Below are 23,525 nucleotides of genomic sequence, written 5' to 3' on the forward strand. Positions count from 1 at the left end.
TGGGATCTGCCCGTTTTTGCTTTCAGGGGCGCGCCCTGCTCAATTCGTGAGGATGCTCGTCCGGCCCCAGGGGCTCAGGTGGCCCTTCGAAGACGGGCTCATCCACCGGCGGCTCCGGATCGGCCTGCGGCTCGGGATCAGGGACAGTCTGCATCTGCTCCTGCACCACCTGCTCGTCGACCCGCGGGTCCAGCGCTGCCACCAGCGGTGAACTCGACATACTGTCGGGCATTGCCACGTGATGCAGGGGGGCATCTTCCACCTGGTGCAGGTTGGTCACCGCCTTAGGCCGGATTCGCCACACCAGGATCAGCGCGCACAGACTGAAAAACGCATACAGCATCTGGCTGCCGAACAGCTTCATCACCACACCCGCCAGCAACGGCCCGACACTGGCGCCGATACCGTAGGTCACCAGCAGCATGGCCGTCAGCGAGACCCGGCGATCCCCCTCTACATGGTCGTTGGAAAACGCCACCGCCAATGGATACAGGCAAAACTGCACGAGAGAACACAGGAAGCCCGCCACAAACAGCACTTCCAGCGGCACTTGGGTCATGATTGCCAACGGCAGTGCCGCCACCGCCAGGCACAAGGCGAAGCAGCGGATCAGCAGCGCGCGATCATAACGATCCGACAGCCAGCCCAACGGCCACTGCACCAGCAACCCGGCAAAAATGCAGCTACCCATGAACAGGCCCACCTGTTCAGTACTCAACCCTTGCTGGGAGGCATACAGCGGCGCCAGGCCGTAGAACGAACCGACGATCAACCCCGCCCCCAACACCGTACTCAGCGACTGCGGCACACGCTTGATAAAGAAACGCGGCTCCATCGGCGCAGGATGCAAGGCCGCCGGGTGAATGCGTCGGGTCATGGCCACCGGCACCAGGCACAAGGCGAAGCACAGCGCCACCAGCATCAGCAACTCCAGGCCAAGCTGGGGATGCATCACCAGTATCAACTGGCCCAATACCAGACCCAGGTAGGAAGCGATCATATAACCGCTGAACACCACGCCACGCTGCTTGGCATCGGCCTGCTCATTGAGCCAGCTCTCGATGACCATGTACTGGCACATCATCCCCAGGCCCACGATTACCCGCAGCACAATCCAGGCCGGCAGCCAATCGACCAGGCCATGGCCCAGCACCGCCGCACCGACAATCCCGGCACAGGTGGCGTAGGCACGAATATGCCCGACCCGGGCAATCAGGCGATGCCCGATCTTGCCGCCCAGCACCAGGCCAAAGTAGTTGGCCGCCATCAGCGCGCCCACCCATAGGCTGTCGACGTGGTCGGCCGCCAGGCGCAAGGCCAGGTAGGTACTGAGCAGGCCAGAGCCAATCAGCATCATCAAGGAGGCGAAATAAAGGGCTCGAAAAGATTTCCAGATCTGGCGCATCGGCGTTCCGAGCGGCTCCTTGCGGTGAGAGACAGGGCTATCGGCATGATAGTCCGGGGTGACAGGGTCCGGACAGGCAACATGCGCTGTTCCGGGGATTATTTTGCTTACAGCTCAGACGCTGTCGGATGGGGCGCAAGGTACATGGTTGCGACAAATACATCACAGCACCTGCTGTGAACCTTGATCGGCGACAAGGTTCGACCTGCGTGTAAAAAGATCGAGCGCCCACAAAAAAGCCCCGCCAGGAGGTTCTGTGCGGGGCTTTCTCGACGGACTTCGAATCTGGTGTCCCAGGGCCGGTTCGAACGGCCAACCTTCCCCTTAGGAGGGGGATGCTCTATCCAATTGAGCTACTGGGACAAATGACAGCCATCAGGCCAAGGGCACTGCGACAGACGGCGTGCATGTTAACGGCCGAACTGGGTTTTGTCATGTCGTCCGTGGGCTTTTTGAGTGTAGGCCGAGCCTTACCGCAACGATGGCGGTTTCGCCCCGCAAATACGGGCACTTGGCCTGATCGTGCAAAATGCACTCCTCCAAAATGCCAGCATTGCAAATTGCAACCCCGCACCCTGCTAAAGTAAACTCAAGCCATTGATTTTAATGAATTTATATTTTGGCACGACACCTGCAACAGTTCTCCTGCAAGCCCCATTCAGCCAAGGCATTAAACGGAGAACACGACCATGAACAGTGCCATTCTGTTAGCTCTCAACACCGTGGCCTTGGCTGCACTGGTGATGTTCCACTTTCAATCGACGGGCAGCAACGACCCCGCTCAGATTAGCCAGCAGGCAGTCCCCCACCACTTGCAACAACGTCCGCAACTGGCCGTGATGACACCGAATGCACAAGCGCCAGTACGCCTGACTCAAGGCGCCCAGGCCGCGCCCGCATCTGAACACTGGGTTTTTTAAGGACACTGATGATGAGCAAATTTGCCTGGCTGTTTCTGTGCCTCACCATCGCCACTGGCCTTATGGGACTGAGTGCAAGCTCCCAGGATGGGCAAACCAGCGCATTCGTCGCTGCCGGCGTTTTCGCAAGCCTGCTTCTGTTGACGCTCGTCGTGGGTCGCCGAATCAAATTTGACCCGGTTTTACGCTGACCCGTCCCTTCTCTACTCTGCCCTCCCCCTACCTTATGTCGCCTCACCCTAGTAAATCGGCAAATTGCCACTAGTCTTAAAACTAAGGGCAAAAGGCCACTTTGCTATAGGATGTGCGGCCTCAAACCCTGTGCTGGCCTGGACTTACGGAAAGTTCCGTTGCGGAATCACCCATGGAAAAGTTTTCCAACCAGTCCGCAAAAATGCAAATGAGTGCTGGCATAAAGCCTTTAGGCAGTTCAATATTTGTCACAGAATTGACGCCAAGGAACTGGCAAATCTGAGGCATGATGCGGCCTCTTTGCAATTCGGGTTGAACTTTGGTCGTGAGTCTTGTCTTAACACTCATCTTGCGGCCAATTCCAATAACCGCTCCCCTGAACTAACCGGTTAAATATATGCGCCCATTGAAACAGGCAATTTATTCCAGCCGTACGGCTGACAAGTTCGTCGTACGTCTGCCAGACGGAATGCGGGAACGCATTGCCGAGGTGGCTCGCAATCATCACCGCAGCATGAACTCCGAAATCATCGCGCGCCTGGAGCAGAGCCTTATTCAGGAAGGTGCGCTGGGTGACGAACTGAGCATGCGCCTGGACAGCCCTGAGCTGTCGCTGCACGAACGCGAACTGCTGCAGCGTTTTCGTCAGCTCTCCCACCGCCAGCAAAATGCCCTCGTCTCGCTTATCGCGCACGACGTCGAGGCGGCCGCAGAAGCCAATTGATCCGCCACTGAAAGCCGAAGCCAGCCGTGTGCTGGCTTTTTTTTGCCTGGGATTTATACAGGTCTCGACATTTTTATCACGCCGCAGCTGTCGAGCCTTGGCGAGGCTGCGTTTGCGCCCTGTCTGGCACACCGCTGACCCAGCCTCGCCAAGGCTCGACAACTGCTATGCAGAGGGCGCCCGCCCGAGACAGATCAGAGCAAAAAGATCGTCGCCAAACCGAGGAAGATGAAGAAGCCACCACTGTCGGTCATGGCCGTGATCATCACGCTGGCGCCCATGGCCGGGTCGCGCCCAAGGCGTGCCAGGGTCATGGGGATCAGCACCCCCATCAGGGCCGCCAGCAGCAGGTTGAGGGTCATGGCAGCGGTCATCACCACCCCCAGGGACCAACTGCCGTACAGCAAGTAGGCCACCACGCCAATCACCCCACCCCACACCAGGCCATTGATCAGGCCCACTGCCAACTCCTTGCGCAGCAGGCGCGAAGAGTTGGCGGTACTGACCTGGTCCAGCGCCATGGCGCGTACGATCATGGTGATGGTCTGGTTGCCCGAGTTACCACCAATGCCTGCCACAATCGGCATCAACGCCGCCAGGGCCACCAGCTTCTCGATGGAACCTTCGAACAGCCCGATCACACGGGAGGCGATAAACGCAGTAATCAGGTTAACGGCCAGCCAGGCCCAGCGGTTATGCAGGGAACGCCAGACTGACGCAAAAATATCTTCCTCTTCACGCAAACCCGCCATGTTGAGGACTTCGGTTTCACTCTCTTCACGAATCAAGTCGACGATTTCATCGATGGTCAGACGGCCGATCAGCTTGCCGTTCTTGTCGACCACCGGAGCGGAGATCAAGTCGTAACGCTCAAAGGCCTGCGCTGCGTCGTAGGCATCTTCATCGGGATGAAAGCTCACGGTATCGCTGGCCATCAGGTCAGCCACCTTTTTCTCCGGATCGTTGACCAACAGGCGCTTGATTGGCAGCACGCCCTTGAGAATGCCTTCATAGTCGACCACGAACAGTTTGTCGGTATGGCTCGGCAGCTCTTTCAGCCGGCGCAGGTAACGCAATACCACTTCCAGGCTGACATCTTCGCGGATGGTGACCATCTCGAAGTCCATCAGTGCGCCGACCTGATCCTCATCGTAAGACAGCGCGGAACGCACCCGCTCACGCTGCTGAGTGTCCAGCGCTTCCATCAGTTCATGGACAACATCACGCGGCAACTCAGGAGCCAGGTCGGCCAGTTCGTCAGCGTCCATCTCCCTGGCGGCGGCCAGGAGCTCGTGATCGTCCATGTCGGCGATCAAGGTTTCACGGACCGAGTCGGATACTTCGAGCAGGATATCGCCGTCGCGGTCGGCCTTGACCAACTGCCAGAGGGTCAGTCGATCATCCAGCGGCAAGGCTTCGAGAATGTAGGCAACGTCGGCGGAGTGCAGGTCATCGAGCTTGCGTTGCAACTCGACGAGGTTCTGGCGGTGAACCAGGTTTTCCACCAGGTCGTTATTCGGACCATCCTGGCGGTGCGTGAAATCTTCGACCACGCGCTGGCGCTGCAGCAGCTCGATGACTTGAGCCAGGCGATCCTGCAGGCTTTCTTGTGTTTTCTTTACTTCTACTTCGGTCATAGGCGAACTCCACTCCCAGCAGCGGGGCACGCCGGAAGGATCAATCAGTCAATTCATGATTGGTAAAACGGGGTACTGAGTAACTACTGGGTAAGTCCATGGAGGTATTCCATAAGCCCCGGCGGGGCTGACGGGCGCAATGATACACCGTGCATCCGTTTTTAACGTCAAAAAACTGGAAAGAACAAGCGCTTGCGAGCCAAAGTTGAGTATTGGCCGCACCTATTCAACTGCGACGCCATCACCGGAATGAAAAACACACGAGGGAGGAGAAAAAGATAAGGATCTACACAAACCCCAGACGGCAAAAAGCCCGCACTAGGCGGGCTTTTTGTTTGTATGGTGCACTCGACAGGATTCGAACCTGTGACCGCTCGGTTCGTAGCCGAGTACTCTATCCAGCTGAGCTACGAGTGCAGATTGTGTTTTTAGACCAGATCACAACTGGTTGAAGCCAAGCTACCTGCATTGCTGCAACTAACTCTTAAATGGTGCACTCGACAGGATTCGAACCTGTGACCGCTCGGTTCGTAGCCGAGTACTCTATCCAGCTGAGCTACGAGTGCATTTGTTGCCGCGCATTATAGGCCGTTCAATCTCTATGTAAAGCTATTTTTTCGTTTAATTTCAACAACTTAGCGAAAAAACCAGATTGCAACGTACTAAGCAAATAATGGCGGAGAACGGGGGATTCGAACCCCCGACACCCTTTTGAGGTGTACTCCCTTAGCAGGGGAGCGCCTTCGGCCACTCGGCCAGCTCTCCGCAACACGGGGCGTATATTAACCACGTTCATCCCCGTTTGCAAACATAAAAAACGATAAAAATTAAAGGCTTGGTTCTCAGTCCTTTTCCTCGTCCTTCTGTTCGTCGTTTTGCGCGTCCTGATCTTTACCCTTCTCTCTGTCCTTCTCTTTACTGATCCGCTGGTAGATTTCCTCGCGGTGGACCGCTACCTCTTTCGGAGCATTCACCCCGATACGTACTTGATTGCCTTTGACGCCGAGCACGGTCACGGTGATTTCGCCATCACCGATAATCAGGCTTTCTGCGCACCGACGAGTCAGAATCAGCATACCTTTCTCCTCACGCATTTCATTTCAGGAACAACAGTCTGCAAAAAAAAGGCGTTCGACCTACGACTCGATAGCCATAGCCCTAACGGCCTAAGTATTGTCGAGCGCACGCAAAAGACCATGCGCCCTACAAAAAAATGAAAGGCGCGGTAAACCGCGCCTTCCTGGCATTGCGTCACTCGCCCTGTCGGGCAGGAGCATCCAGCTCAAAAGCGGTATGCAGCGCGCGTACAGCCAGCTCCAGGTACTTCTCTTCAATCACCACCGAAACTTTGATTTCCGAGGTAGAGATCATCTGGATATTGATGCTTTCCTTGGCCAAAGCCCCGAACATGCGGCTGGCAACGCCGGCATGGGAACGCATGCCCACACCTACGATCGAGACCTTGGCAATCTTGGTATCGCCGACCACTTCACGGGCGCCAATTTCGCTCGCGGTGTTCTCCAGGATTTTCAACGCCGCATCGTACTCGTTGCGGTGCACGGTGAAGGTGAAATCGGTGGTGTTATCGTGCGAGACGTTCTGCACGATCATGTCGACTTCAACATTCGCATCGCTGATAGGGCCCAGAATCTTGAAGGCCACGCCCGGGGTGTCTGGCACGCCACGGATCGTCAGCTTGGCTTCATCGCGGTTGAAAGCGATGCCGGAAATGATCGGCTGTTCCATGGATTCCTCTTCATCAATAGTAATGAGGGTGCCCGGACCCTCCTTGAAGCTGTGCAATACGCGCAGCGGAACGTTGTACTTGCCGGCGAACTCCACCGCGCGGATCTGCAACACCTTGGAGCCGAGGCTGGCCATTTCCAGCATCTCTTCAAAGGTGATCTTGTCCAGGCGCTGGGCCACGGACACCACACGCGGGTCGGTGGTGTAGACGCCATCCACATCGGTGTAGATCTGGCACTCGTCAGCCTTGAGGGCCGCAGCCAGGGCCACACCGGTGGTATCAGAACCGCCACGCCCGAGGGTGGTGATGTTGCCGTGCTCGTCCACACCCTGGAAGCCCGCTACAACTACCACGCGCCCGGCTTTCAGATCACTGCGAATTTTCTGGTCGTCAATCTGCAGGATCCGGGCCTTGGTGTGCGCGCTGTCGGTGAGGATGCGCACCTGGCTGCCAGTGTAGGACACGGCAGGCACGCCACGTTTGTTCAGGGCCATGGCCAGCAAGGCGATGGTCACCTGCTCGCCGGTGGACACGATCACATCCAGCTCACGCGGCAGCGGCTGTTGCTCGCCACTGATGGCCTTGGCCAGTTCGATCAGGCGATTGGTCTCGCCGCTCATGGCCGACAGCACCACGACCAGGTCGTCACCGGCATCGCGGAATTTCTTAACCTTGTCGGCCACCTGCTCGATTCTTTCGACAGAGCCGACCGAGGTGCCTCCAAATTTCTGTACGATCAAAGCCATTTCCAAGCCGCCTCAGCCCGTAAAGGGGCGCCTAATATCCAATCAACCAGCACAGAACAGCCCGTGACTAGACCACGGGCGGGTTAACAGTGCCTTAAATACCTGCCTCGACAAATGGCACGGTCAGGGCCAGGGCCGCGTCCAGTGCACTGGCGTCTACACCACCGCCTTGCGCCATGTCCGGACGACCGCCGCCCTTCCCGCCCACTGCCGCAGCGGCTTGCTTCATCAAATCACCGGCCTTGAGTTGGCCAGTCAGGTCCTTGGTTACACCGGCAACCAGCACGACCTTCTCCTCATGGACACTGCCGAGCAGGATCACTGCGCGGCCGAGCTTGTTCTTCAACTGATCGACCAGGGCCAACAGCGCCTTGCCGTCCTGGCCGTCCAGGCGTGCAGCCAGGACTTTCACGTCCTTGACGTCAACGGCCGAAGCCGACAGATCGTCGCCCGCAGCGCTGGCCGCCTTGGCTTGCAACTGCTCCAGCTGTTTCTCCAGCGCACGGTTGCGCTCCAGAACGGCGGACAACTTGTCGATCAGGTTGTCGCGGCTGCCCTTGACCAGGCTGGCCGCTTCCTTGAGTTGTTCTTCAGCCGCATTCAGGTAGGCCAGGGCCGCAGCGCCGGTCACCGCCTCAATACGACGCACACCCGATGCCACGCCGCCTTCGCTGATGATCTTCAGCAGGGCGATGTCGCCGGTACGGTTGGCGTGGATACCGCCACACAGTTCAACCGAGAAGTCGCCGCCCATGCTCAGCACGCGCACGCTGTCGCCGTATTTCTCGCCGAACAGCGCCATGGCACCCTTGGCCTTGGCCGTCTCGATGTCGGTTTCTTCAGTTTCTACCGGGGAGTTCTTGCGAATCTCAGCGTTGACGATGTCTTCCAGGGCCTTGATCTGCTCAGGCTTGATCGCTTCGAAGTGACTGAAGTCGAAACGCAGGCGCTGGCTGTCGACCAACGACCCCTTCTGCTGGACGTGCTCGCCCAGCACCTGGCGCAGCGCGGCGTGCAGCAAGTGCGTGGCCGAGTGGTTCAGCGCGGTGGCATGGCGTACATCGGCATCGACCTGGGTGTCCACCGGCGCACCGACCGTCAGGTTGCCCAGCACCAGCACGCCGTGATGCAGGAACGCACCGCCGGTCTTGGTGGTGTCGCGCACCTCGAAACGACCGGAGGTCGAACTCAGGAAACCACAGTCACCGACCTGGCCACCGGATTCGGCGTAGAACGGCGTCTGGTCCAGGACCACAACTGCCTCTTCGCCTTCGCTCAACACGTCGACCGACTTGCCGTCTTTATAAATGGCAACGATCCTGGCCGCGCCAACGGTCGCCTTGTAACCGGTGAATTCGGTGGGCACGTCAACCTTGACCAGGGTGTTGTAGTCCAGGCCAAAGGAACTGGCGGAACGGGCGCGCACGCGCTGGGCTTCCATCTCACGCTCAAACCCGGCTTCGTCGATGGTCAGCTCGCGCTCACGGGCAATGTCGGCGGTCAGGTCCATCGGGAAGCCATAGGTGTCGTACAGCTTGAACACGACATCGCCCGGCACCACGGTGCCTTTGAGCTCGGCCAAGTCCTGTTCCAGAATCTTCAGGCCGTGCTCCAGGGTCTTGGAGAACTGTTCTTCTTCAGCCTTGAGCACACGCTCGATGTTGTCCTGCTGCTGCTTGAGTTCCGGGAAGGCATCGCCCATCTCGGCAACCAGTGCGGCGACGATCTTGTAGAAGAAGCTGCCGGTGGCCCCCAGCTTGTTACCGTGACGGCAGGCGCGACGGATGATGCGACGCAGCACGTAGCCACGGCCTTCGTTGGACGGCAGTACACCGTCGGCGATCAGGAAACCGCAGGAACGGATGTGGTCCGACACCACCTTGAGGGACGACTGGCTTTCATTGGCACAACCAATGGCCGCGGCCGACGCGCTCAGCAGGTTGGTGAACAGGTCGATCTCGTAGTTGGAGTGAACGTGCTGCATCACCGCACTGATGCGCTCCAGGCCCATGCCGGTGTCCACCGACGGCGCTGGCAGCGGATGCAGCACGCCATCGGCGGTGCGGTTGAACTGCATGAACACGTTGTTCCAGATCTCGATGTAACGGTCGCCGTCTTCTTCCGGCGAGCCCGGTGGGCCACCCCAGATGTCGGCGCCGTGATCGTAGAAAATCTCGGTGCAGGGGCCGCATGGGCCGGTATCGCCCATGGTCCAGAAGTTGTCGGAAGCGTAAGGCGCGCCCTTGTTGTCGCCGATGCGAATCATGCGCTCGACGGGCACCCCGATTTCCTTGGTCCAGATGTCATACGCTTCATCGTCCGTCGCGTACACAGTCACCCAGAGTTTTTCCTTGGGCAGCTTCAACACGCCGGTCAGGAAGGTCCAGGCGAAGGTAATCGCGTCTTTCTTGAAATAATCACCAAAGCTGAAGTTACCCAGCATCTCGAAGAACGTGTGGTGGCGGGCGGTGTAGCCGACGTTTTCCAGGTCACTGTTCTTGCCGCCGGCACGCACGCACTTCTGGCTGCTGGTGGCGCGGGTGTAGGCGCGTTTTTCCTGGCCCAGGAAGCAGTCCTTGAACTGGTTCATCCCCGCGTTAGTGAACAGCAGGGTGGGGTCATTGCCTGGGATCAAGGAGCTGGAGGAGACACGGGTGTGACCTTGCTCTTCGAAGAAGCGAAGGAAGGCTTCACGGATTTCTGCGCTTTTCATAGGTTCTTCCACGGAGGCTGCGGCCAAAGGCCAGTGCGCAACATCATCAGACGGAGCGACGGCAAAAGGCCGCATTATATCGGCCCTTTGCCGGTGGTACAGCGTGTTTATGCGATAGAGAGGCTCAATTAGACGGTCTGCACACTCATTTGCGCGAAAAATCGACGAATGCCTTGAGCACTTGCTCGATCTGCACCCGGCTCACATCCAGATGCGTCACCATGCGCAGGCGCGGCGCAGCACTCAACTTGATCCCACGCTCGGCGGCAAACGCCTTCAAGGCCTGGGCCTGGTCGCCGATCTGCACATAGACCATGTTGGTCTGCACCGGCTCCACCGCGTAACCGGCGTTGCGCAGCTCATCGCCCAGCCATTGCGCATTGGCGTGGTCGTCGGCCAGGCGCTGCACCTGGTGATCCAGGGCGTACAGCCCCGCTGCCGCCAGGGAACCGGCCTGGCGCATGCCACCGCCGACCATCTTGCGCAAACGGCGCGCCTTGGCGATCAATGCCGTGGAGCCGCACAGCACCGAGCCGATCGGTGCACCAAGGCCCTTGGACAGGCACACCGACACCGAGTCGAAATGCTGGGCGATCTCCCGTGCATCGACCCCAAGCTTGACCGCCGCGTTGTAGAGTCGCGCGCCATCCAGGTGCAGGGCCAGGCCATGTTCGCGGGTCAACGCCCGCGCCTTCGCCAGGTAGTCCAGCGGCAACACCTTGCCCTGCATGGTGTTTTCCAGGGCCAGCAGGCGGGTGCGGGCGAAGTGGAAGTCGTCGGGCTTGATGGCCTCGAGCACCTGATTCAGGTCGAGGGAGCCATCCGCCTGCACGTCCAGCGGCTGCGGCTGGATCGAACCCAGCACGGCCGCCCCGCCGCCCTCGTATCTGTAGGTGTGGGCCTGCTGGCCGACGATGTACTCCTCGCCACGCTCACAGTGGGCCATCAGCGCCAGCAGGTTGCTCATGGTGCCTGTGGGCACGAACAGCGCGGCCGCAAAGCCCAGGCGCTTGGCCAGCTCGGCCTCCAGGCGGTTGACGCTGGGGTCTTCGCCGTAGACGTCATCGCCGCTGGCGGCATTGGCCATGGCGTCGAGCATGCCGGCGGTGGGTTGGGTCACGGTGTCGCTGCGCAGGTCGATCACAGACATGAAACAAGCCTCGAATGGGTTCATTAAGATTCTTATGAAGATGATTACTGCGGGCAAAGCCGCGGAATATCAAGCCCCACGCGTTCTCAATCGAATACCAACCAAACAAACCGATATAGCTTATCGATACGACGCTCGTGCAGTTTATGAAAAACCATGTTAAAAACTCTCCGCCACCAGGGTTCTGGTGGCAACGTTCTCAGGGCGGGGTGCAATTCCCCACCGGCGGTAATTGCACGCAATGTGCATAGCCCGCGAGCGCTTGGCGCCTCGAACTGCTCACGCAGGACGGCGACAAGGTCAGCAGACCCGGTGTGATCCCGGGGCCGACGGTCATAGTCCGGATGAAGAGAGAACGGGATTGGCACCTAAGGGCCGCACGCTGAGCGCATGCCTGCATGACTCGGCGGTTCGTACCCTTAAATCCCATTCGATTCATAACGCCCTGTTTTTTTCTTAAACAGGAGTCAGAACATGCAACCCACCGCAATCGACAGCAAAAGCAAAAACCATCACGGCGAGCGCGTCGCGTTTATCCAGGCCTGCTGGCACAAGGATATTGTCGACCAATCGCGCAAAGGCTTCCTCGCCGAAATGATCGCCCAGGGCTACCAGGAATCGGACATCGATTTCTTCGAAGTCGGCGGCGCCTTTGAAATGCCCCTGCACGCCAAGCTGCTGGCCAAGACCGGTCGTTACGCCGGTATCGTGGCCGCCGCGCTGGTGGTGGACGGCGGGATCTACCGTCACGAGTTCGTCGCCCAGTCGGTGGTCAGCGGCCTGATGCAGGTTCAGCTGGAAACCGAAGTGCCGGTGTTCTCGGTGTCCCTGACGCCGCATCACTTCCACGCCGGCAGTGAACACACCGCGTTCTTCCATGAGCACTTCGTGCACAAGGGCCAGGAAGCTGCACGTACATGCGCCGACACCCTGCACAAGGTGCGGGCGATCCGTCGCAGCGAGCCACGGGCTGTAGCGGTCTAAGCAACACTGCAAAACAAAATGTGGGAGGGGGCTTGCCCCCGATGGCGGTGTCTCAGCTCCAGATGAGCTGACTGACACACTGCTATCGGGGGCAAGCCCCCTCCCACATTTGGACCAGGTTAAGGCTCAGATCTACGCCAGCCCGGCCCCTGTGGTCGGCACAATCAATATCCCCGCCCGCAAACCATTCTTCACCTTCGGGTTGGGGAAGATGATGCGCGCACCCTCCTCCTCGATCACCCAACGGGTCTTGGCCACGTCTTCGGCCAGCAGATAACCCTTTTCCAACTCCGAAAAGTTTTCCACGTCCGCCGGCAAGTGCAGCAGGAATGCGTCGCTGTGCTTGATGACTTCCCGCGACACGGCGAACAGTTTCAACCCGTCCAGGCTGTCAGTCTCAGGCTCGGTGCCTTCTATGATCTGCTTGAGGCGCAGCTCCAGGCGGGAGACATTCACGCCCTGGTTGTGCCCGAACGGCCGCGCCTTGCCCAGTTCCAGGGTGAAGGCCTCGGCCTCCAGCTGCTCGTAGGTAAACGCGGTGAAGGTGATCGAGCTCTTGTTCTGCAGCAGCACCGCTTCCATGCCGGCAGCGTTCAGGCGCGCCAGTTCGTGGCGTGAATGCTGGCGCCCTTCCTTCCAGGGGTACAGCGCAAACTGCTCGATCTTCGAGCCGCGGATGGCGGTGTGCAGGTCGTAATGCAGGCGCGAACGGCCAGGCTGGCTGAAGAAGCTGCGGGCCAGTTGTTCAAGCTCGGCGGCGCGCATGGCTTCGGGGCCGATGTTTTTTTCATGCCGGCCGTTGAACAGCCGGTTGACGTCCAATTCAAGGTAACGCTCACCGCGGCGCATGGCCTCGGGGTTGCCGAACAGGAACAGAATACGGGTGCGGGGTTTGATCTCCCCACGGGCGATGCCATGCAACAGGCGGTCGAGCAATTCGATCGGCGCGGTTTCGTTGCCATGGATGCCGGACGACAGCAGCAGGTCGCGGCCATTGTCCGTTGCCTGCGGCGGGCGCACTTCGAGTGCACCCTCGCTGAGCCAGCGCATCTGCACGCCGTCGACAGTCAGTTGAATTTTTTGCGCCGGTTCGCGACCGGCGAGGGTCAGTTCAAGCAGTTTGCCAAGGGCGAGCATACGCAGCTTCCTTAGTGGTTGCAGCCTGGGCCGTGGACGTGATCGTCATCATCACCTTCAACGTCGGCCGGTTCCATTTCCAGTTGCAGGCTCATCAGGTTGGTGGCCAGCGGACGCATTAGCAGGTTGGCGTATTCGGCGTCGCCTTCTTCCACATCCACACCGATCAGCAGTTGGCCACGGCCGTCGTGCTGGATCCAGATTTCCTTGCCCTGCCAGACCACGGCGACGCGGGTGCAGGAGGTTTCCAGCTGGGTGCCGTCGGTGTCTTCAAGGATCAGTTGCAGGGTGTCGGTGCTCATAAATAATTCTCAGCCATAGGGTGTAAAAAGAGGTGGCGTTAATTGATCTGGAAAGGATAAACCGAGCCCAGTTTAAGGATTTGCGTCAGTTCATCCAGTGCCGTCCGGCACTCAAGCAGCAATTGCGGGTCAGCCAGGTCGGTTTCGCGCAGGCTGTCGCGGTAGTGCTTGTCGACCCATTGGGTCAGTGTGTCGTACAACGGCGCGGTCATGATAACCCCTGGGTTCACCGCTGCCAGCTCGGTTTCATTGAGGGCCACGCGCAGGCGCAGGCACGCCGGGCCGCCGCCGTTCTGCATGCTTTGCTTGAGGTCGAAGACTTTGACTTCGCGGATCAGCCCCGCGGACGCCGTCAGGCCTTGCAGGTACTGCCAGACGCGCTCGTTGGCGCGGCATTCTTCCGGCACGATCAGCAGCATCGAACCGTCGGCACGGGTCAGCAACTGGCTGTTGAACAGGTAGGAACGCACCGCGTCCTCGACGCTGACCTGGGCACGCGGCACACACACCGCCTGGAAGTTGCCGCCCAGCGCGCCCAACTTGCCTTGCAACTCGGCCAGCATCTGCTCGGTATTGAGGAACGCGTCCTCGTGATAGAACAGCACCTCGCCGTTGCCCACCGCGATCACGTCGTTGTGGAACACGCCGGCATCGATCACCGCCGGGTTCTGCTGGGCGTAGACCACGCCTTCATCCTTCAGGCCATGCAGGCGGGCGACGGCCTGGGAGGCTTCGAGGGTCTGGCGCGCCGGGTACTTCTGCGGGGCCGGGTAACGGGGGTCGAACGCGCTGCGCCCGAACACGAAAAACTCCACCCCCGCGTCGCCATACTCACGGCAGAAACGCGTGTGGTTGGCCGCGCCTTCGTCGCCGAACTGCGCCACCGCCGGTAAGGCGGCGTGGTGGGCAAAGTGTTTCTGGTCGGCAAACATCGCCCCCAGCACGCGGCTGGTGGTGGGGTGTTCGATGCTGCGGTGGTATTTGCAATTGAGGTTGGCGGCGGTGAAATGCACGCGGCCATCTGCCGTGTCGGCGCTCGGGCTGACGGTGGCGGCGTTGGCCACCCACATGCTCGATGCCGAGCAGCTGGCGACCAACAACGGCATGGCCTGCTTGGCCGCCTGCTGGATGACCTGGGCGTCGGTGCCGCTGAAACCGAGGTTGCGCAACGCCGCTACATCCGGACGTTCCTGGGGCGCGAGCACGCCTTGCACAAAGCCCATGTCCATCAGGGCTTTCATTTTCTGCAGGCCCTGCAACGCCGCTTCCCTGGGGTTGGAATGCTGCTGGCTGTTGCTCTGGGACGCGACGTTGCCGAAGGACAAACCGCCGTAGTTATGGGTCGGCCCCACTAGACCGTCAAAATTGACTTCATAGGATTTCATCGGCGAGGCTCCACGAACATCTGTTTTTATAGGCTTCAAATTACTTGAATACACCACTGACCCCCTGTGGGAGGGGGCTTGCCCCCGATAGCAATCTGTCTGTTGATAAATCAGGTGACTGATTCACCGCTATCGGGAGCAAGCCCCCTCCCACATTTAGATCAGCGTAATGCCGGGGGTCAGTGTGGCGGGGATCACCAGGCTCGGGGTCTCCAACGACGCCACCGGGTACGCACAATAATCCGCCGCGTAATACGCACTGGCGCGATGGTTGCCCGAGGCCCCTACCCCGCCGAACGGCGCGGTGCTGGCGGCGCCGGTCAGCTGTTTGTTCCAGTTGACGATGCCGGCACGGCTTTCCAGCCAGAATTGCTGGTAACGCGCCTCGGAATCGGACAACAGGCCCGCGGCCAGGCCGTACTGGGTGTTGTTGGCTTCGGCAATCGCCGCCGCGAAATCAGCGTAGCGGATCACCTGCAACAGCGGCCCGAACAGTTCTTCGTCTTCGCGCTCGGTCACGCCGGTCACGTCGATGATGCCTGGGGTCAGCAAGGCGGCCTGGTCCTGGGGCTGGGTCATCTCCAACAGTGCCACGGCGCCATTGGCCAACATCAGTTCCTGGGCCTCCATCAGGGCTTTTGCCGCCGCCAGGGAAATCACCGAGCCCATGAACGGCGGCGGTTGCTGGTCGAACGCGCCGACTTCAATCGTCGCGCACACCGCCACCAGCCGCGCCAGCAGCGCATCGCCCCAGGCGCCTTCCGGCACCAGCAGGCGACGGGCACAGGTGCAACGCTGGCCGGCGGAGATAAACGCCGACTGGATGATGGTGTAGACCGCCGCATCCACGTCGGCTACTTCATCTACCACCAGCGGGTTGTTGCCGCCCATTTCCAGGGCCAGGATCTTGTCCGGGCGCCCGGAGAACTGCTGGTGCAGATGATTGCCGGTACGGCTGGACCCGGTGAAGAACAACCCATCGATACCGGGGTTGGCGGCTAACGCAATGCCGGTCTCGCGCGCGCCTTGCAGCAGGTTCAACACGCCCGCCGGCAAACCGGCGTCGATCCAGCACTGCACGGTCAGCTCGGCGACTTTCGGGGTCAGCTCGCTGGGCTTGAACAGCACGGTGTTACCCGCCAGCAACGCCGGGACGATATGCCCATTGGGCAGGTGACCGGGGAAGTTGTAAGGACCAAACACCGCCACCACGCCGTGGGGCTTGTGGCGCAATACAGCAGTGGCGTCGCCCAGGGGGCCGCTCTTCTCGCCGGTACGCTCGCGGTAGCTTTGCACCGAGATAGCGATCTTGTTGGCCATGCTGGTGACTTCGGTGGCCGACTCCCACAGCGGCTTGCCGGTCTCCTCGCCGATGCAGCGGGCGATTTCATCGGCGCGGCTTTTCAGGCTCGCGGCGAAGGCTTCCAGCACGCTGATGCGCTCTTCCAGCGGGCGCCGGGCCCAGGCCGGAAACGCCTGGCGCGCGGCCTGCACGGCCGACTCGACCTGCTCGACCGTGGCGCCATTACCGGCCCACAGCACCTGCTGGGTCACCGGATTGCGCGATTCAAACAGTTCACCCTGGCCAGCCAGCCAGCTACCTGCGATATACAGCGAATTCATTATTTCGACTCCCGGGCAGCAGACAACGGTACGGCACGCACTTGATCACCCACCACCAGTTGCAGGCGCTTGGCGGTTTGCGGATCGACCACCAGCGTGCCGGCCGCCAGGCGTGCCGGTGCGGCGGTGATGCGGCAATCTTCGCGTTTGCGGTTATGGATCAGGAACGGCGTGGCGTCGTCCCCCGGTGTGCCGATGGCCAACACCAGCGACTGGCTGTCACGCACCGCACGGATCTTGCTGGTTTCACACTCCACGGCCGGGCCGGCGTCGAAAATATCGACGTAGCCCTGGTAGCTGAAGCCTTCGCTCTTGAGCATGCTCAACGCCGGCTCGGTGTCCGGGTGGACCTTGCCGATCACGTTGCGCGCGTCCTCGGAAAGGAAGCAGCTGTACAACGGAAACTTGGGCATCAGCTCAGCGATAAACGCCTTGTTGCCCACGCCGGTGAGGTAATCGGCCTGGCTGAATTCCATCTTGAAGAAGTGCCGGCCCAGGCTTTCCCAGAACGGCGAACGCCCGGCGTCGTTGGACACGCCACGCATCTCGGCGATGATCTTGTTGCCGAACAGCTGTGGGAACTCGGCGATAAACAGCAGGCGTGCCTTGGCCAGCATGCGGCCGTTGAGGCCGTTGCGGTAATCGGCATGCAGGAACAACGAGCACAGCTCGGAATTGCCGGTGAGGTCGTTGGCCAGGAACAGCGTCGGAATCTCACGGTAGATATTCAGTTCCTGGGAGGCGCTGACCGTCAGGCCGACCCGGAAGTTGTACCACGGCTCGCGCAGGCCGACGGCACCGGCGATGGCGGAAATCCCCACCACCCGACCTTCGTCGTTTTCCAGCACGAACAGGTAGTCGGCATCACCGCGCCCGGCGTCGCCGCGAAAGGTTTTTTCCGCCCAGCCTACCCGGTGGGTCAGGCGCTCTTCGTTGGCCGGCAAGGTGGTGAGGCCGGTGCCGGTGCTGCGCGCCAGATCAATCAGGGCCGGTAAATCGCTGCTGCGTACGGGACGAACGATCATGCTATCTCCTCAGACGGGCCGCTGCTGCCAGCCACCCGCGACACTCTGTTTATACCGCTACCAGGCGCACACTCGCGCCTTCACCAACGCCCAGGGCTTCGGCGGCTGCCAGGTCCAGGGTCACCGGTTTGCCCGGCGCGTAGTCCAGCTCCAGCATGACCGCGCGGTAATCCTGCAACTGCGCGTTGCTCACCAGGTACTGGCGGCCGACACCCTTGACCATCTCGCCGATCTTCACCGGCACCACGCGGCTCTGGGCGATCGAGCGAATGCCCGAGACCCGTGCGTGCAGCGTCGGGCCGCCGTCGAAGATGTCGATGTAGTGGTCAGTCTCGAAGCCTTCACGCATCAGGATGTCGAAGGTGATCTGTGCACGCGGGTGCACCTGGCCCATGGCTTCCTGGGCTTCGTCCGGCAGCAGCGGCACGTAGATCGGGTAATGCGGCATCAGCTCGGCGAGGAATGTACGGCTTTTCAGCCCGCACAGGCGCTCGGCGGCGGCGTAGTTGAGGTCGAAGAAGTTGCGGCCGATGGCGTCCCAGAACGGCGAATCACCGTTCTCGTCGCTGTAGCCGACAATCTCGGTCACCACCGAATCGGCAAAGCGCTCGGGGTGGCTGGCGACGAACAACAGGCGGCCACGGGAATTGAGTTCCGACCACGGCGAACCGACCAGCTCCGGCACCACGTAGAAACTGGTGAGCAGGCTGTTGCCGGTGAGGTCGTGGCACTGGGAAAGCACGTGAATCTTGTTGTGGATCTTCAGCTCGCGGGAAGCGTGCACGAAGGTCTCGTTACGAAAACTGTAGAACGGCTCCGAGTAACCGGCCGAGGCGACGATGGCCGAGCAGCCGGCGAGCTTGCCGGTCTCGGTGTCTTCGAGCACGAAGAAATAGCTTTCTTCACCGTTGAAACTCACCTCGGCCGCGAAGGACGCTTCGCTGGCGGCGATCTTGTCGCTCAGGCGTTCCACATCATCCGGCAAGGAGGTGACACCAATCGGGCTGTCCGCAGCCAGACGCTGTACCTCGCCCAGATCAGCCATTTGCGCGGGGCGCATCACCAGCATGGTGTCACTCCTTAACTCGAAAACTCATAAGAAAAAATACCGGACAGGTCAGGAACAACACAGGTCCTAATGTGGGAGGGGGCTTGCCCCCGATAGCGGTGTATCAGTCACCGGATGTATCAACTGACAAACTGCCATCGGGGGCAAGCCCCCTCCCACATTTGATCCGGTCCGACAGACAGATATGTATCAGGCTTGGGTCAGCGCTTTTACCGCACGTTCGAAGCGATCCAGGCCTTCGTTGATGTCCGCGTCTTCCACCACCAGGCTCGGCGCAAAACGCACCACGTCAGGGCCGGCTTGCAGGATCATCAGGTTTTCTTTCTCGGCCGCGTTGAACACGTCCTTGGCCTTGCCTTTGAACGCATCGCTCAGTACGCAACCGATCAGCAGGCCCATGCCACGCACTTCGGTGAAGATGCCGTACTGCTTGCCGATCTGCTCCAGGCGCGCCTTGAACAGGTCGTGCTTGGCGTTGACGCCGGCCAGCACCTCAGGGGTGTTGATCACGTCGATGACCGCTTCGGCCACCGCGCACGCCAGCGGGTTGCCGCCGTAGGTAGTGCCGTGGGTACCGACCACCAGGTGCTTGGCCAGGTCTTCACGGGTAAGCATCGCCGCAATCGGGAAACCGCCGCCCAGGCTCTTGGCGCTGGTGAGGATGTCGGGCACCACGCCGTAGTGCTGGTAGGCAAACAGATGGCCGCTGCGGCCCATGCCGGTCTGCACTTCGTCGAACACCAGCAGCGCATTGTTTGCGTCGCACAGTTCGCGAGCACCTTGCAGGTAAGCCAGTTCGGCCGGCAGTACGCCGCCTTCGCCCTGGATCGGTTCCAGCACCACGGCGCAGGTCTTGTCCGACACGGCGGCTTTCAGCGCTTCCAGGTCGTTATAAGGGACGTGGGTGATGCCGGTGATTTTAGGCCCGAAACCATCGGAGTACTTCGACTGGCCACCGACGTTGACGGTGAACAGGGTACGGCCGTGGAAGCTGTTCAGCGCGGCAATGATCTCGTACTTCTCGCTGCCGAAACGGTCGAACGCCACGCGACGGGCCAGCTTGAACGCGGCCTCGTTGGCTTCGGCGCCGGAGTTGCAGAAGAACACACGCTCGGCAAACGTGGCGTCGATCAGCTTATGGGCCAGGCGCAGGGCCGGCTCGTTGGTGAAGACGTTGGAGACGTGCCACAGCTTGTTGGCCTGTTCGGTCAGTGCACCGACCAGCGCCGGGTGGGCGTGGCCCAACACGTTGACCGCGATGCCGCCGGCAAAGTCGATCAGCTCGCGACCCGCCTGGTCCCATACACGGGAACCTGCGCCACGCACGGGGATGAATGCGGCAGGTGCGTAGTTGGGAACCATGACCTGGTCGAAATCGGCACGTTGCACCGGGGCTTGCTCAACGGACATCGGAGTCTCCTGAAGAGGAACGCCTGCCTGGAACTGGCGGGCGATGCAGGGATTGTAAGGACAGTTTTCAGCGCGGCCTTGCCGCCAAGCGACAACTTCTTATAGCGCCAACCCCCGTTTTACGCGGGTTTACGCCAATGCGACAAATAGCGTCGCAATGGCGCAGTTTAAACGGATGCAGGGTTTTTCGGCAGTATGCAGGGAAGTTGTTCGATGGACGCGACACACCGCGCCAACCGTATTCACCCCACGTCAACCACGCTCGGACGGCACCGACGAGAGTTCGAACGGGCTGCTGCTGCGGCGCTGGTTGCGGTCTTCGCGCGGGGTGGCGCCGAAGAAGTTGCGGTAGGCGCTGGAGAAGTGTGGCCCCGAGGAGAAGCCGCAGGACAGGCCGATCTGGATGATCGACTTGCTGGTTTGCATGAGCATCTGGCGGGCCTTGTTCAGGCGCAGTTCCAGGTAGTACTGGCTGGGAACGCGATTGAGGTATTGCTTGAAGATCCGCTCCAGTTGTCGTCGCGACACGCACACATGCTGGGCGATTTCGTCGGTGGTCAGCGGCTCTTCGATATTGGCTTCCATCAGCAACACTGCCTGGGTCAGCTTCGGATGGCTGGAGCCCAGGCGGTTCTGCAGCGGGATGCGCTGGCGCTCGCCGCCTTCGCGAATGCGCTCCACCACCAGCTCTTCCGACACCGCACCGGCCAGTTCGGCACCGTGGTCACGGGCCAGCACCGCCAGCAACAGGTCGAGTACCGACATGCCGCCGCAAGCGGTCAGGCGATCACGGTCCCAGTCGAACAGATGGCTGGTGGCAATGACCTTGGGGAAGCGCTCGGCAAAATCATCCTGCCAACGCCAGTGCACGGCGGCGCGGTAGCCGTCGAGCAGGCCGAGCTGGGCCAACGGGTAGACACCGGCCGACAAGCCGCCGATCACACAACCGGCGCGCACCAGTTGCTTGAGGGCGGTGCTCAGTTGCGAGGCGATCACGGCAGGCGGCTCGTCCGCCAGCAGGAACAGTTTCTGGAAGCCTTCCAGCTTGCCGGCCCACGGTTCACCCGGCAGTTGCCAGGCGCCTTCGGCGGCCGGCTCTGCGAGCAAAAACGACAGCTCGTAGACCACCTCCGGATGCACCCGCTGAGCAACGCGCAAGGCCTCCTCAGCCAGCGCAAGCGTGAGTGCTTTTGTGCTGGGCCAAATCAGGAAACCAATTTTGTGGGCGGTCATGGAGTGCTATCCGAAGCGAAGAACGGTAATGAAGACAAGGGCCAATGCTAGCCCGTAAACCAACACAAAGCTCAAAAACAATAAAGACCTGCTTTCCTGTAGGAGCGAGCTTGCTCGCGAAAAAACCTGAGAACATCACGGGGCATCAGGCTTCCCGCGTTATCGTTGACGATCTTCGCGAGCGAGCTCGCTCCTACAGGGGGGAGCAGCGGCCTTGATTATTTCAAGCTGCCAGACAGGAACTGCTGCAACCGCTCGGATTGCGGGTTGACCAGCACTTCCCGCGGGTTGCCACGCTCTTCGACGATGCCTTTGTGCAAGAACACCAGCTGGTTCGACACTTCACGGGCAAAGCCCATTTCGTGGGTCACCACCACCATGGTGCGGCCTTCCTGGGCCAGGTCCTGCATGACCTTGAGCACTTCACCCACCAGCTCGGGGTCGAGGGCCGAGGTGGGTTCGTCGAACAACATCACCTCCGGTTCCATCGCCAGGGCTCGGGCAATCGCCACGCGCTGCTGCTCTCCACCGGACATATGGCCCGGGAACGCATCCTTGCGATGGCCCACGCCGACTTTGGCCAGGTAGTGCTCGGCCTTTTCACGGGCGTCTTTTTTCGACATGCCCAGCACGTGCACCGGCGCTTCCATCACGTTTTCCAGCGCGGTCATGTGCGACCACAGGTTGAAATGCTGGAACACCATCGACAGGCGCGAGCGCATGCGTTGCAGCTGCTTAGGGTCGGCGGCCTTCATGGCGCCGTCCTTGTTGGCCACCAGTTTCAGCTCTTCGTTATTGAGCAGGATCTTGCCCGCGTGGGGTTGCTCCAGCAGGTTGATGCAACGCAAAAAGGTACTTTTGCCCGAGCCACTGGAACCGATGATGCTGATCACATCGCCGGCTGCGGCGGCCAGGGACACGCCTTTGAGCACTTCATGACTGCCATAGCGTTTATGCAGGTCTTGGACTTCAAGTTTGTACATGCGGTCGGTTCTCACAAAAACAGGTGGTCAGTCGTTGAGCAAGCGCCCGTGACGCAGCGCTTCGCGCCCCGCCACCTTGGCCAGCCAGAAACCCGCTTGGGCATAACGTAGCCGTTCAACGGCAAACAACACCCCCGAGGTACCTGCGCAGATAATGCTCACGCGGTCTTCCAGGGGATCAATCACTTCAAAAATCGGCTCGCCCTTCTCGATCCAGTCGCCGGCTTTACGCAGGTAACTGATCACCCCGGCGTGGGGCGCAAACAGCAATTCGGTGCCTTCGAAGGGCACGCCTTCGCACGGTTCGTGTTGCGGCGCCGGCCATTCGCCCTTGATCAGGCCTTGCTCGGCAAGAAACGCGAGGATGCCTTCGGCGTGGAAGATCGCTTCGTCACGGCCGGTGTCCGCCTGACCGCCCAATTCCAGCGTTGTCGCCAGGCAGGCCAGCGGAATCTGTGCGTCGGGGAAGGCGCGGGACAACCGCAGCCACGGCAACGAGCAGGCCTCATCGAACGAGCTGCCACCGGAATCTTCCGCGAGCAGACCGACTTTCACATTCAAGTGCGCCGACAGCGAACGCCACTGCGGCCAGTGCTGGGGCAGCGCGTACATGTGCAGTGCGGCTTCGGCGTCGCAGTGCAGGTCGAGGACGATATCGGCGCTGCACGCATGGCTCAGCAGGATGCGCTGCATGCCTTGCAACTGGCTGCTCGGCTCGGGCAATGCGTTGAGCGCATCGGCCATCGCCTGGCGAATCATGCGCACGTTGGCGTGAGCATCATCCCCCAGCTTGCCGGTGAGCAACTCGGCCACCGGCTCGCTCAACTCAACGAAATCGCGGTTGAAATTCTTGCCGCTGCCCACTTCGAAACGGCCCTGATGGCTGCCTTGCAGCAATTGGCCCAGGCCCATCGGGTTGGCCACCGGCACCAGCTCGATCACGCCGTTGAGGGCACCTTGCGCTTCAAGTTCAGCGAGGCGTTTTTTCAGCTCCCACGCGGCGCGCATGCCGGGCAATTCATCGGCGTGCAGGCTGGCCTGGATATAGGCCTTGCGCTCGCCACTGCCGAAACGGAACACGCTCAGCTGGCGCTCGCAGCCCAGGTGGCCCCATGGCAACAGGTGATCGATACGTTCCAT

General features: G+C 60.6%; 20 protein-coding genes, 4 tRNA genes and 1 riboswitch. Of the genes, 4 read left to right on the forward strand and 20 right to left on the reverse strand.

Going from position 1 to position 23,525, the window contains the following annotated elements; all coding sequences use genetic code 11:
- Window positions 1-22 precede the first annotated feature (22 nt).
- Both BB029_RS09970 and BB029_RS09975 read right to left on the reverse strand, forming a co-directional pair.
- Window positions 23-1,405, reverse strand: a complete 1,383-nt coding sequence (locus BB029_RS09970) for an MFS transporter (protein WP_065939084.1) — start codon at window positions 1,403-1,405, stop codon at window positions 23-25.
- Between the two features lie 286 nt (window positions 1,406-1,691).
- Window positions 1,692-1,768 (reverse strand) — tRNA-Arg (locus BB029_RS09975).
- Between the two features lie 326 nt (window positions 1,769-2,094).
- On the opposite strand from BB029_RS09975, the gene BB029_RS09980 reads away from it, so the two are divergent.
- The 3 genes from BB029_RS09980 to BB029_RS09990 all read left to right on the forward strand — a co-directional run bounded on the left by BB029_RS09980 (window position 2,095) and on the right by BB029_RS09990 (window position 3,241).
- Window positions 2,095-2,325, forward strand: a complete 231-nt coding sequence (locus tag BB029_RS09980; RefSeq protein WP_065939085.1) for a hypothetical protein — start codon at window positions 2,095-2,097, stop codon at window positions 2,323-2,325.
- Window positions 2,326-2,336: 11 nt separating this feature from the next.
- Window positions 2,337-2,516, forward strand: coding sequence for a PA3371 family protein (locus tag BB029_RS09985; protein ID WP_065939101.1), 180 nt, complete (start codon window positions 2,337-2,339; stop codon window positions 2,514-2,516).
- Between the two features lie 398 nt (window positions 2,517-2,914).
- Complete coding sequence (locus BB029_RS09990) at window positions 2,915-3,241, forward strand: Arc family DNA-binding protein (protein ID WP_003175643.1); 327 nt, start codon at window positions 2,915-2,917, stop codon at window positions 3,239-3,241.
- Window positions 3,242-3,435: 194 nt separating this feature from the next.
- Here the strand turns inward: BB029_RS09990 and mgtE are convergent, their stop codons facing one another.
- From mgtE to ltaE, 8 genes are all read right to left on the reverse strand, one after another.
- The gene (gene mgtE, locus BB029_RS09995; RefSeq protein WP_065939086.1) at window positions 3,436-4,878 is read right to left on the reverse strand and encodes a magnesium transporter; all 1,443 of its coding nucleotides are present in this window, start codon (window positions 4,876-4,878) and stop codon (window positions 3,436-3,438) included.
- 340 nt (window positions 4,879-5,218) lie between these two features.
- Window positions 5,219-5,295: transfer RNA gene (locus BB029_RS10000), tRNA-Arg, on the reverse strand.
- A gap of 72 nt (window positions 5,296-5,367) precedes the next feature.
- Window positions 5,368-5,444: transfer RNA gene (locus tag BB029_RS10005), tRNA-Arg, on the reverse strand.
- Between the two features lie 108 nt (window positions 5,445-5,552).
- A tRNA-Ser gene (locus tag BB029_RS10010) sits at window positions 5,553-5,643 on the reverse strand.
- A 77-nt stretch (window positions 5,644-5,720) separates the two neighbouring features.
- Window positions 5,721-5,954 carry a carbon storage regulator CsrA gene (csrA, locus tag BB029_RS10015; RefSeq protein ID WP_065939087.1) on the reverse strand — a complete coding sequence of 78 codons (234 nt, stop codon included), beginning with the start codon at window positions 5,952-5,954 and terminating at the stop codon, window positions 5,721-5,723.
- A 175-nt stretch (window positions 5,955-6,129) separates the two neighbouring features.
- Window positions 6,130-7,371 carry an aspartate kinase gene (locus BB029_RS10020; protein WP_065939088.1) on the reverse strand — a complete coding sequence of 414 codons (1,242 nt, stop codon included), beginning with the start codon at window positions 7,369-7,371 and terminating at the stop codon, window positions 6,130-6,132.
- A 94-nt stretch (window positions 7,372-7,465) separates the two neighbouring features.
- Window positions 7,466-10,084: an alanine--tRNA ligase gene (gene alaS, locus BB029_RS10025; protein WP_065939089.1), complete on the reverse strand. Its 2,619-nt coding sequence runs from the start codon at window positions 10,082-10,084 to the stop codon at window positions 7,466-7,468.
- Window positions 10,085-10,229: 145 nt separating this feature from the next.
- The gene (gene ltaE / locus BB029_RS10030) at window positions 10,230-11,234 is read right to left on the reverse strand and encodes a low-specificity L-threonine aldolase (protein WP_065939090.1); all 1,005 of its coding nucleotides are present in this window, start codon (window positions 11,232-11,234) and stop codon (window positions 10,230-10,232) included.
- 191 nt (window positions 11,235-11,425) lie between these two features.
- Window positions 11,426-11,595: riboswitch (FMN riboswitch) on the forward strand.
- A 113-nt stretch (window positions 11,596-11,708) separates the two neighbouring features.
- Between ltaE and BB029_RS10035 the strand changes: the two genes are divergently transcribed.
- Complete coding sequence (locus tag BB029_RS10035; RefSeq protein WP_065926190.1) at window positions 11,709-12,218, forward strand: 6,7-dimethyl-8-ribityllumazine synthase; 510 nt, start codon at window positions 11,709-11,711, stop codon at window positions 12,216-12,218.
- Between the two features lie 132 nt (window positions 12,219-12,350).
- Here BB029_RS10035 and astE read toward each other — a convergent pair whose 3' ends face one another.
- The 10 genes from astE to BB029_RS10085 all read right to left on the reverse strand — a co-directional run bounded on the left by astE (window position 12,351) and on the right by BB029_RS10085 (window position 23,525).
- Window positions 12,351-13,355: a succinylglutamate desuccinylase gene (astE, locus tag BB029_RS10040; protein WP_065939091.1), complete on the reverse strand. Its 1,005-nt coding sequence runs from the start codon at window positions 13,353-13,355 to the stop codon at window positions 12,351-12,353.
- Window positions 13,356-13,366: 11 nt separating this feature from the next.
- Entirely contained in the window at window positions 13,367-13,657 is a 291-nt protein-coding gene (locus BB029_RS10045; RefSeq protein WP_027607770.1) for a hypothetical protein, read from the reverse strand.
- A gap of 38 nt (window positions 13,658-13,695) precedes the next feature.
- Window positions 13,696-15,042, reverse strand: coding sequence for an N-succinylarginine dihydrolase (gene astB / locus BB029_RS10050; RefSeq protein ID WP_065939092.1), 1,347 nt, complete (start codon window positions 15,040-15,042; stop codon window positions 13,696-13,698).
- A gap of 156 nt (window positions 15,043-15,198) precedes the next feature.
- Window positions 15,199-16,668, reverse strand: a complete 1,470-nt coding sequence (gene astD / locus BB029_RS10055) for a succinylglutamate-semialdehyde dehydrogenase (protein ID WP_168166803.1) — start codon at window positions 16,666-16,668, stop codon at window positions 15,199-15,201.
- A complete protein-coding gene (gene astA, locus BB029_RS10060) occupies window positions 16,665-17,690 on the reverse strand; it encodes an arginine N-succinyltransferase (protein ID WP_065939094.1) in 1,026 nt (341 codons plus the stop codon). Before astA ends, astD begins: the two co-directional genes overlap by 4 nt.
- A 49-nt stretch (window positions 17,691-17,739) precedes the next feature.
- Window positions 17,740-18,759: an arginine/ornithine succinyltransferase subunit alpha gene (aruF, locus tag BB029_RS10065; protein WP_003175655.1), complete on the reverse strand. Its 1,020-nt coding sequence runs from the start codon at window positions 18,757-18,759 to the stop codon at window positions 17,740-17,742.
- Window positions 18,760-18,948: 189 nt separating this feature from the next.
- On the reverse strand, window positions 18,949-20,169 hold the full coding sequence (locus BB029_RS10070; RefSeq protein WP_065939095.1) for an aspartate aminotransferase family protein: 1,221 nt from the start codon (window positions 20,167-20,169) through the stop codon (window positions 18,949-18,951).
- Between the two features lie 252 nt (window positions 20,170-20,421).
- Window positions 20,422-21,402 carry a transcriptional regulator ArgR gene (argR, locus tag BB029_RS10075; protein ID WP_065939096.1) on the reverse strand — a complete coding sequence of 327 codons (981 nt, stop codon included), beginning with the start codon at window positions 21,400-21,402 and terminating at the stop codon, window positions 20,422-20,424.
- Window positions 21,403-21,620: 218 nt separating this feature from the next.
- Window positions 21,621-22,385 (reverse strand): ABC transporter ATP-binding protein, encoded by a 765-nt coding sequence (locus tag BB029_RS10080; protein ID WP_003214336.1) that lies wholly within the window; start codon window positions 22,383-22,385, stop codon window positions 21,621-21,623.
- Between the two features lie 27 nt (window positions 22,386-22,412).
- A complete protein-coding gene (locus tag BB029_RS10085) occupies window positions 22,413-23,525 on the reverse strand; it encodes a succinylglutamate desuccinylase/aspartoacylase family protein (RefSeq protein WP_065926196.1) in 1,113 nt (370 codons plus the stop codon).

This window comes from Pseudomonas sp. S3E12, assembly GCF_001702295.1.
Lineage (GTDB): Bacteria > Pseudomonadota > Gammaproteobacteria > Pseudomonadales > Pseudomonadaceae > Aquipseudomonas > Aquipseudomonas marginalis.

Excerpts from the sequence above, each read along its gene's own strand:
- astB (WP_065939092.1), bottom strand. The coding sequence starts at position 15,042 with ATGAAATCCTATGAAGTCAATTTTGACGGTCTAGTGGGGCCGACCCAT.
- BB029_RS10070 (WP_065939095.1), bottom strand. The coding sequence starts at position 20,169 with ATGTCCGTTGAGCAAGCCCCGGTGCAACGTGCCGATTTCGACCAGGTC.
- BB029_RS09985 (WP_065939101.1), top strand. The coding sequence starts at position 2,337 with ATGAGCAAATTTGCCTGGCTGTTTCTGTGCCTCACCATCGCCACTGGC.
- BB029_RS10080 (WP_003214336.1), bottom strand. The coding sequence starts at position 22,385 with ATGTACAAACTTGAAGTCCAAGACCTGCATAAACGCTATGGCAGTCAT.
- ltaE (WP_065939090.1), bottom strand. The coding sequence starts at position 11,234 with ATGTCTGTGATCGACCTGCGCAGCGACACCGTGACCCAACCCACCGCC.
- mgtE (WP_065939086.1), bottom strand. The coding sequence starts at position 4,878 with ATGACCGAAGTAGAAGTAAAGAAAACACAAGAAAGCCTGCAGGATCGC.
- alaS (WP_065939089.1), bottom strand. The coding sequence starts at position 10,084 with ATGAAAAGCGCAGAAATCCGTGAAGCCTTCCTTCGCTTCTTCGAAGAG.
- BB029_RS09980 (WP_065939085.1), top strand. The coding sequence starts at position 2,095 with ATGAACAGTGCCATTCTGTTAGCTCTCAACACCGTGGCCTTGGCTGCA.
- argR (WP_065939096.1), bottom strand. The coding sequence starts at position 21,402 with ATGACCGCCCACAAAATTGGTTTCCTGATTTGGCCCAGCACAAAAGCA.
- aruF (WP_003175655.1), bottom strand. The coding sequence starts at position 18,759 with ATGCTGGTGATGCGCCCCGCGCAAATGGCTGATCTGGGCGAGGTACAG.
- BB029_RS09990 (WP_003175643.1), top strand. The coding sequence starts at position 2,915 with ATGCGCCCATTGAAACAGGCAATTTATTCCAGCCGTACGGCTGACAAG.
- BB029_RS10020 (WP_065939088.1), bottom strand. The coding sequence starts at position 7,371 with ATGGCTTTGATCGTACAGAAATTTGGAGGCACCTCGGTCGGCTCTGTC.
- BB029_RS09970 (WP_065939084.1), bottom strand. The coding sequence starts at position 1,405 with ATGCGCCAGATCTGGAAATCTTTTCGAGCCCTTTATTTCGCCTCCTTG.
- BB029_RS10085 (WP_065926196.1), bottom strand. The coding sequence starts at position 23,525 with ATGGAACGTATCGATCACCTGTTGCCATGGGGCCACCTGGGCTGCGAG.
- astA (WP_065939094.1), bottom strand. The coding sequence starts at position 17,690 with ATGATCGTTCGTCCCGTACGCAGCAGCGATTTACCGGCCCTGATTGAT.
- astE (WP_065939091.1), bottom strand. The coding sequence starts at position 13,355 with ATGCTCGCCCTTGGCAAACTGCTTGAACTGACCCTCGCCGGTCGCGAA.
- csrA (WP_065939087.1), bottom strand. The coding sequence starts at position 5,954 with ATGCTGATTCTGACTCGTCGGTGCGCAGAAAGCCTGATTATCGGTGAT.
- BB029_RS10035 (WP_065926190.1), top strand. The coding sequence starts at position 11,709 with ATGCAACCCACCGCAATCGACAGCAAAAGCAAAAACCATCACGGCGAG.
- BB029_RS10045 (WP_027607770.1), bottom strand. The coding sequence starts at position 13,657 with ATGAGCACCGACACCCTGCAACTGATCCTTGAAGACACCGACGGCACC.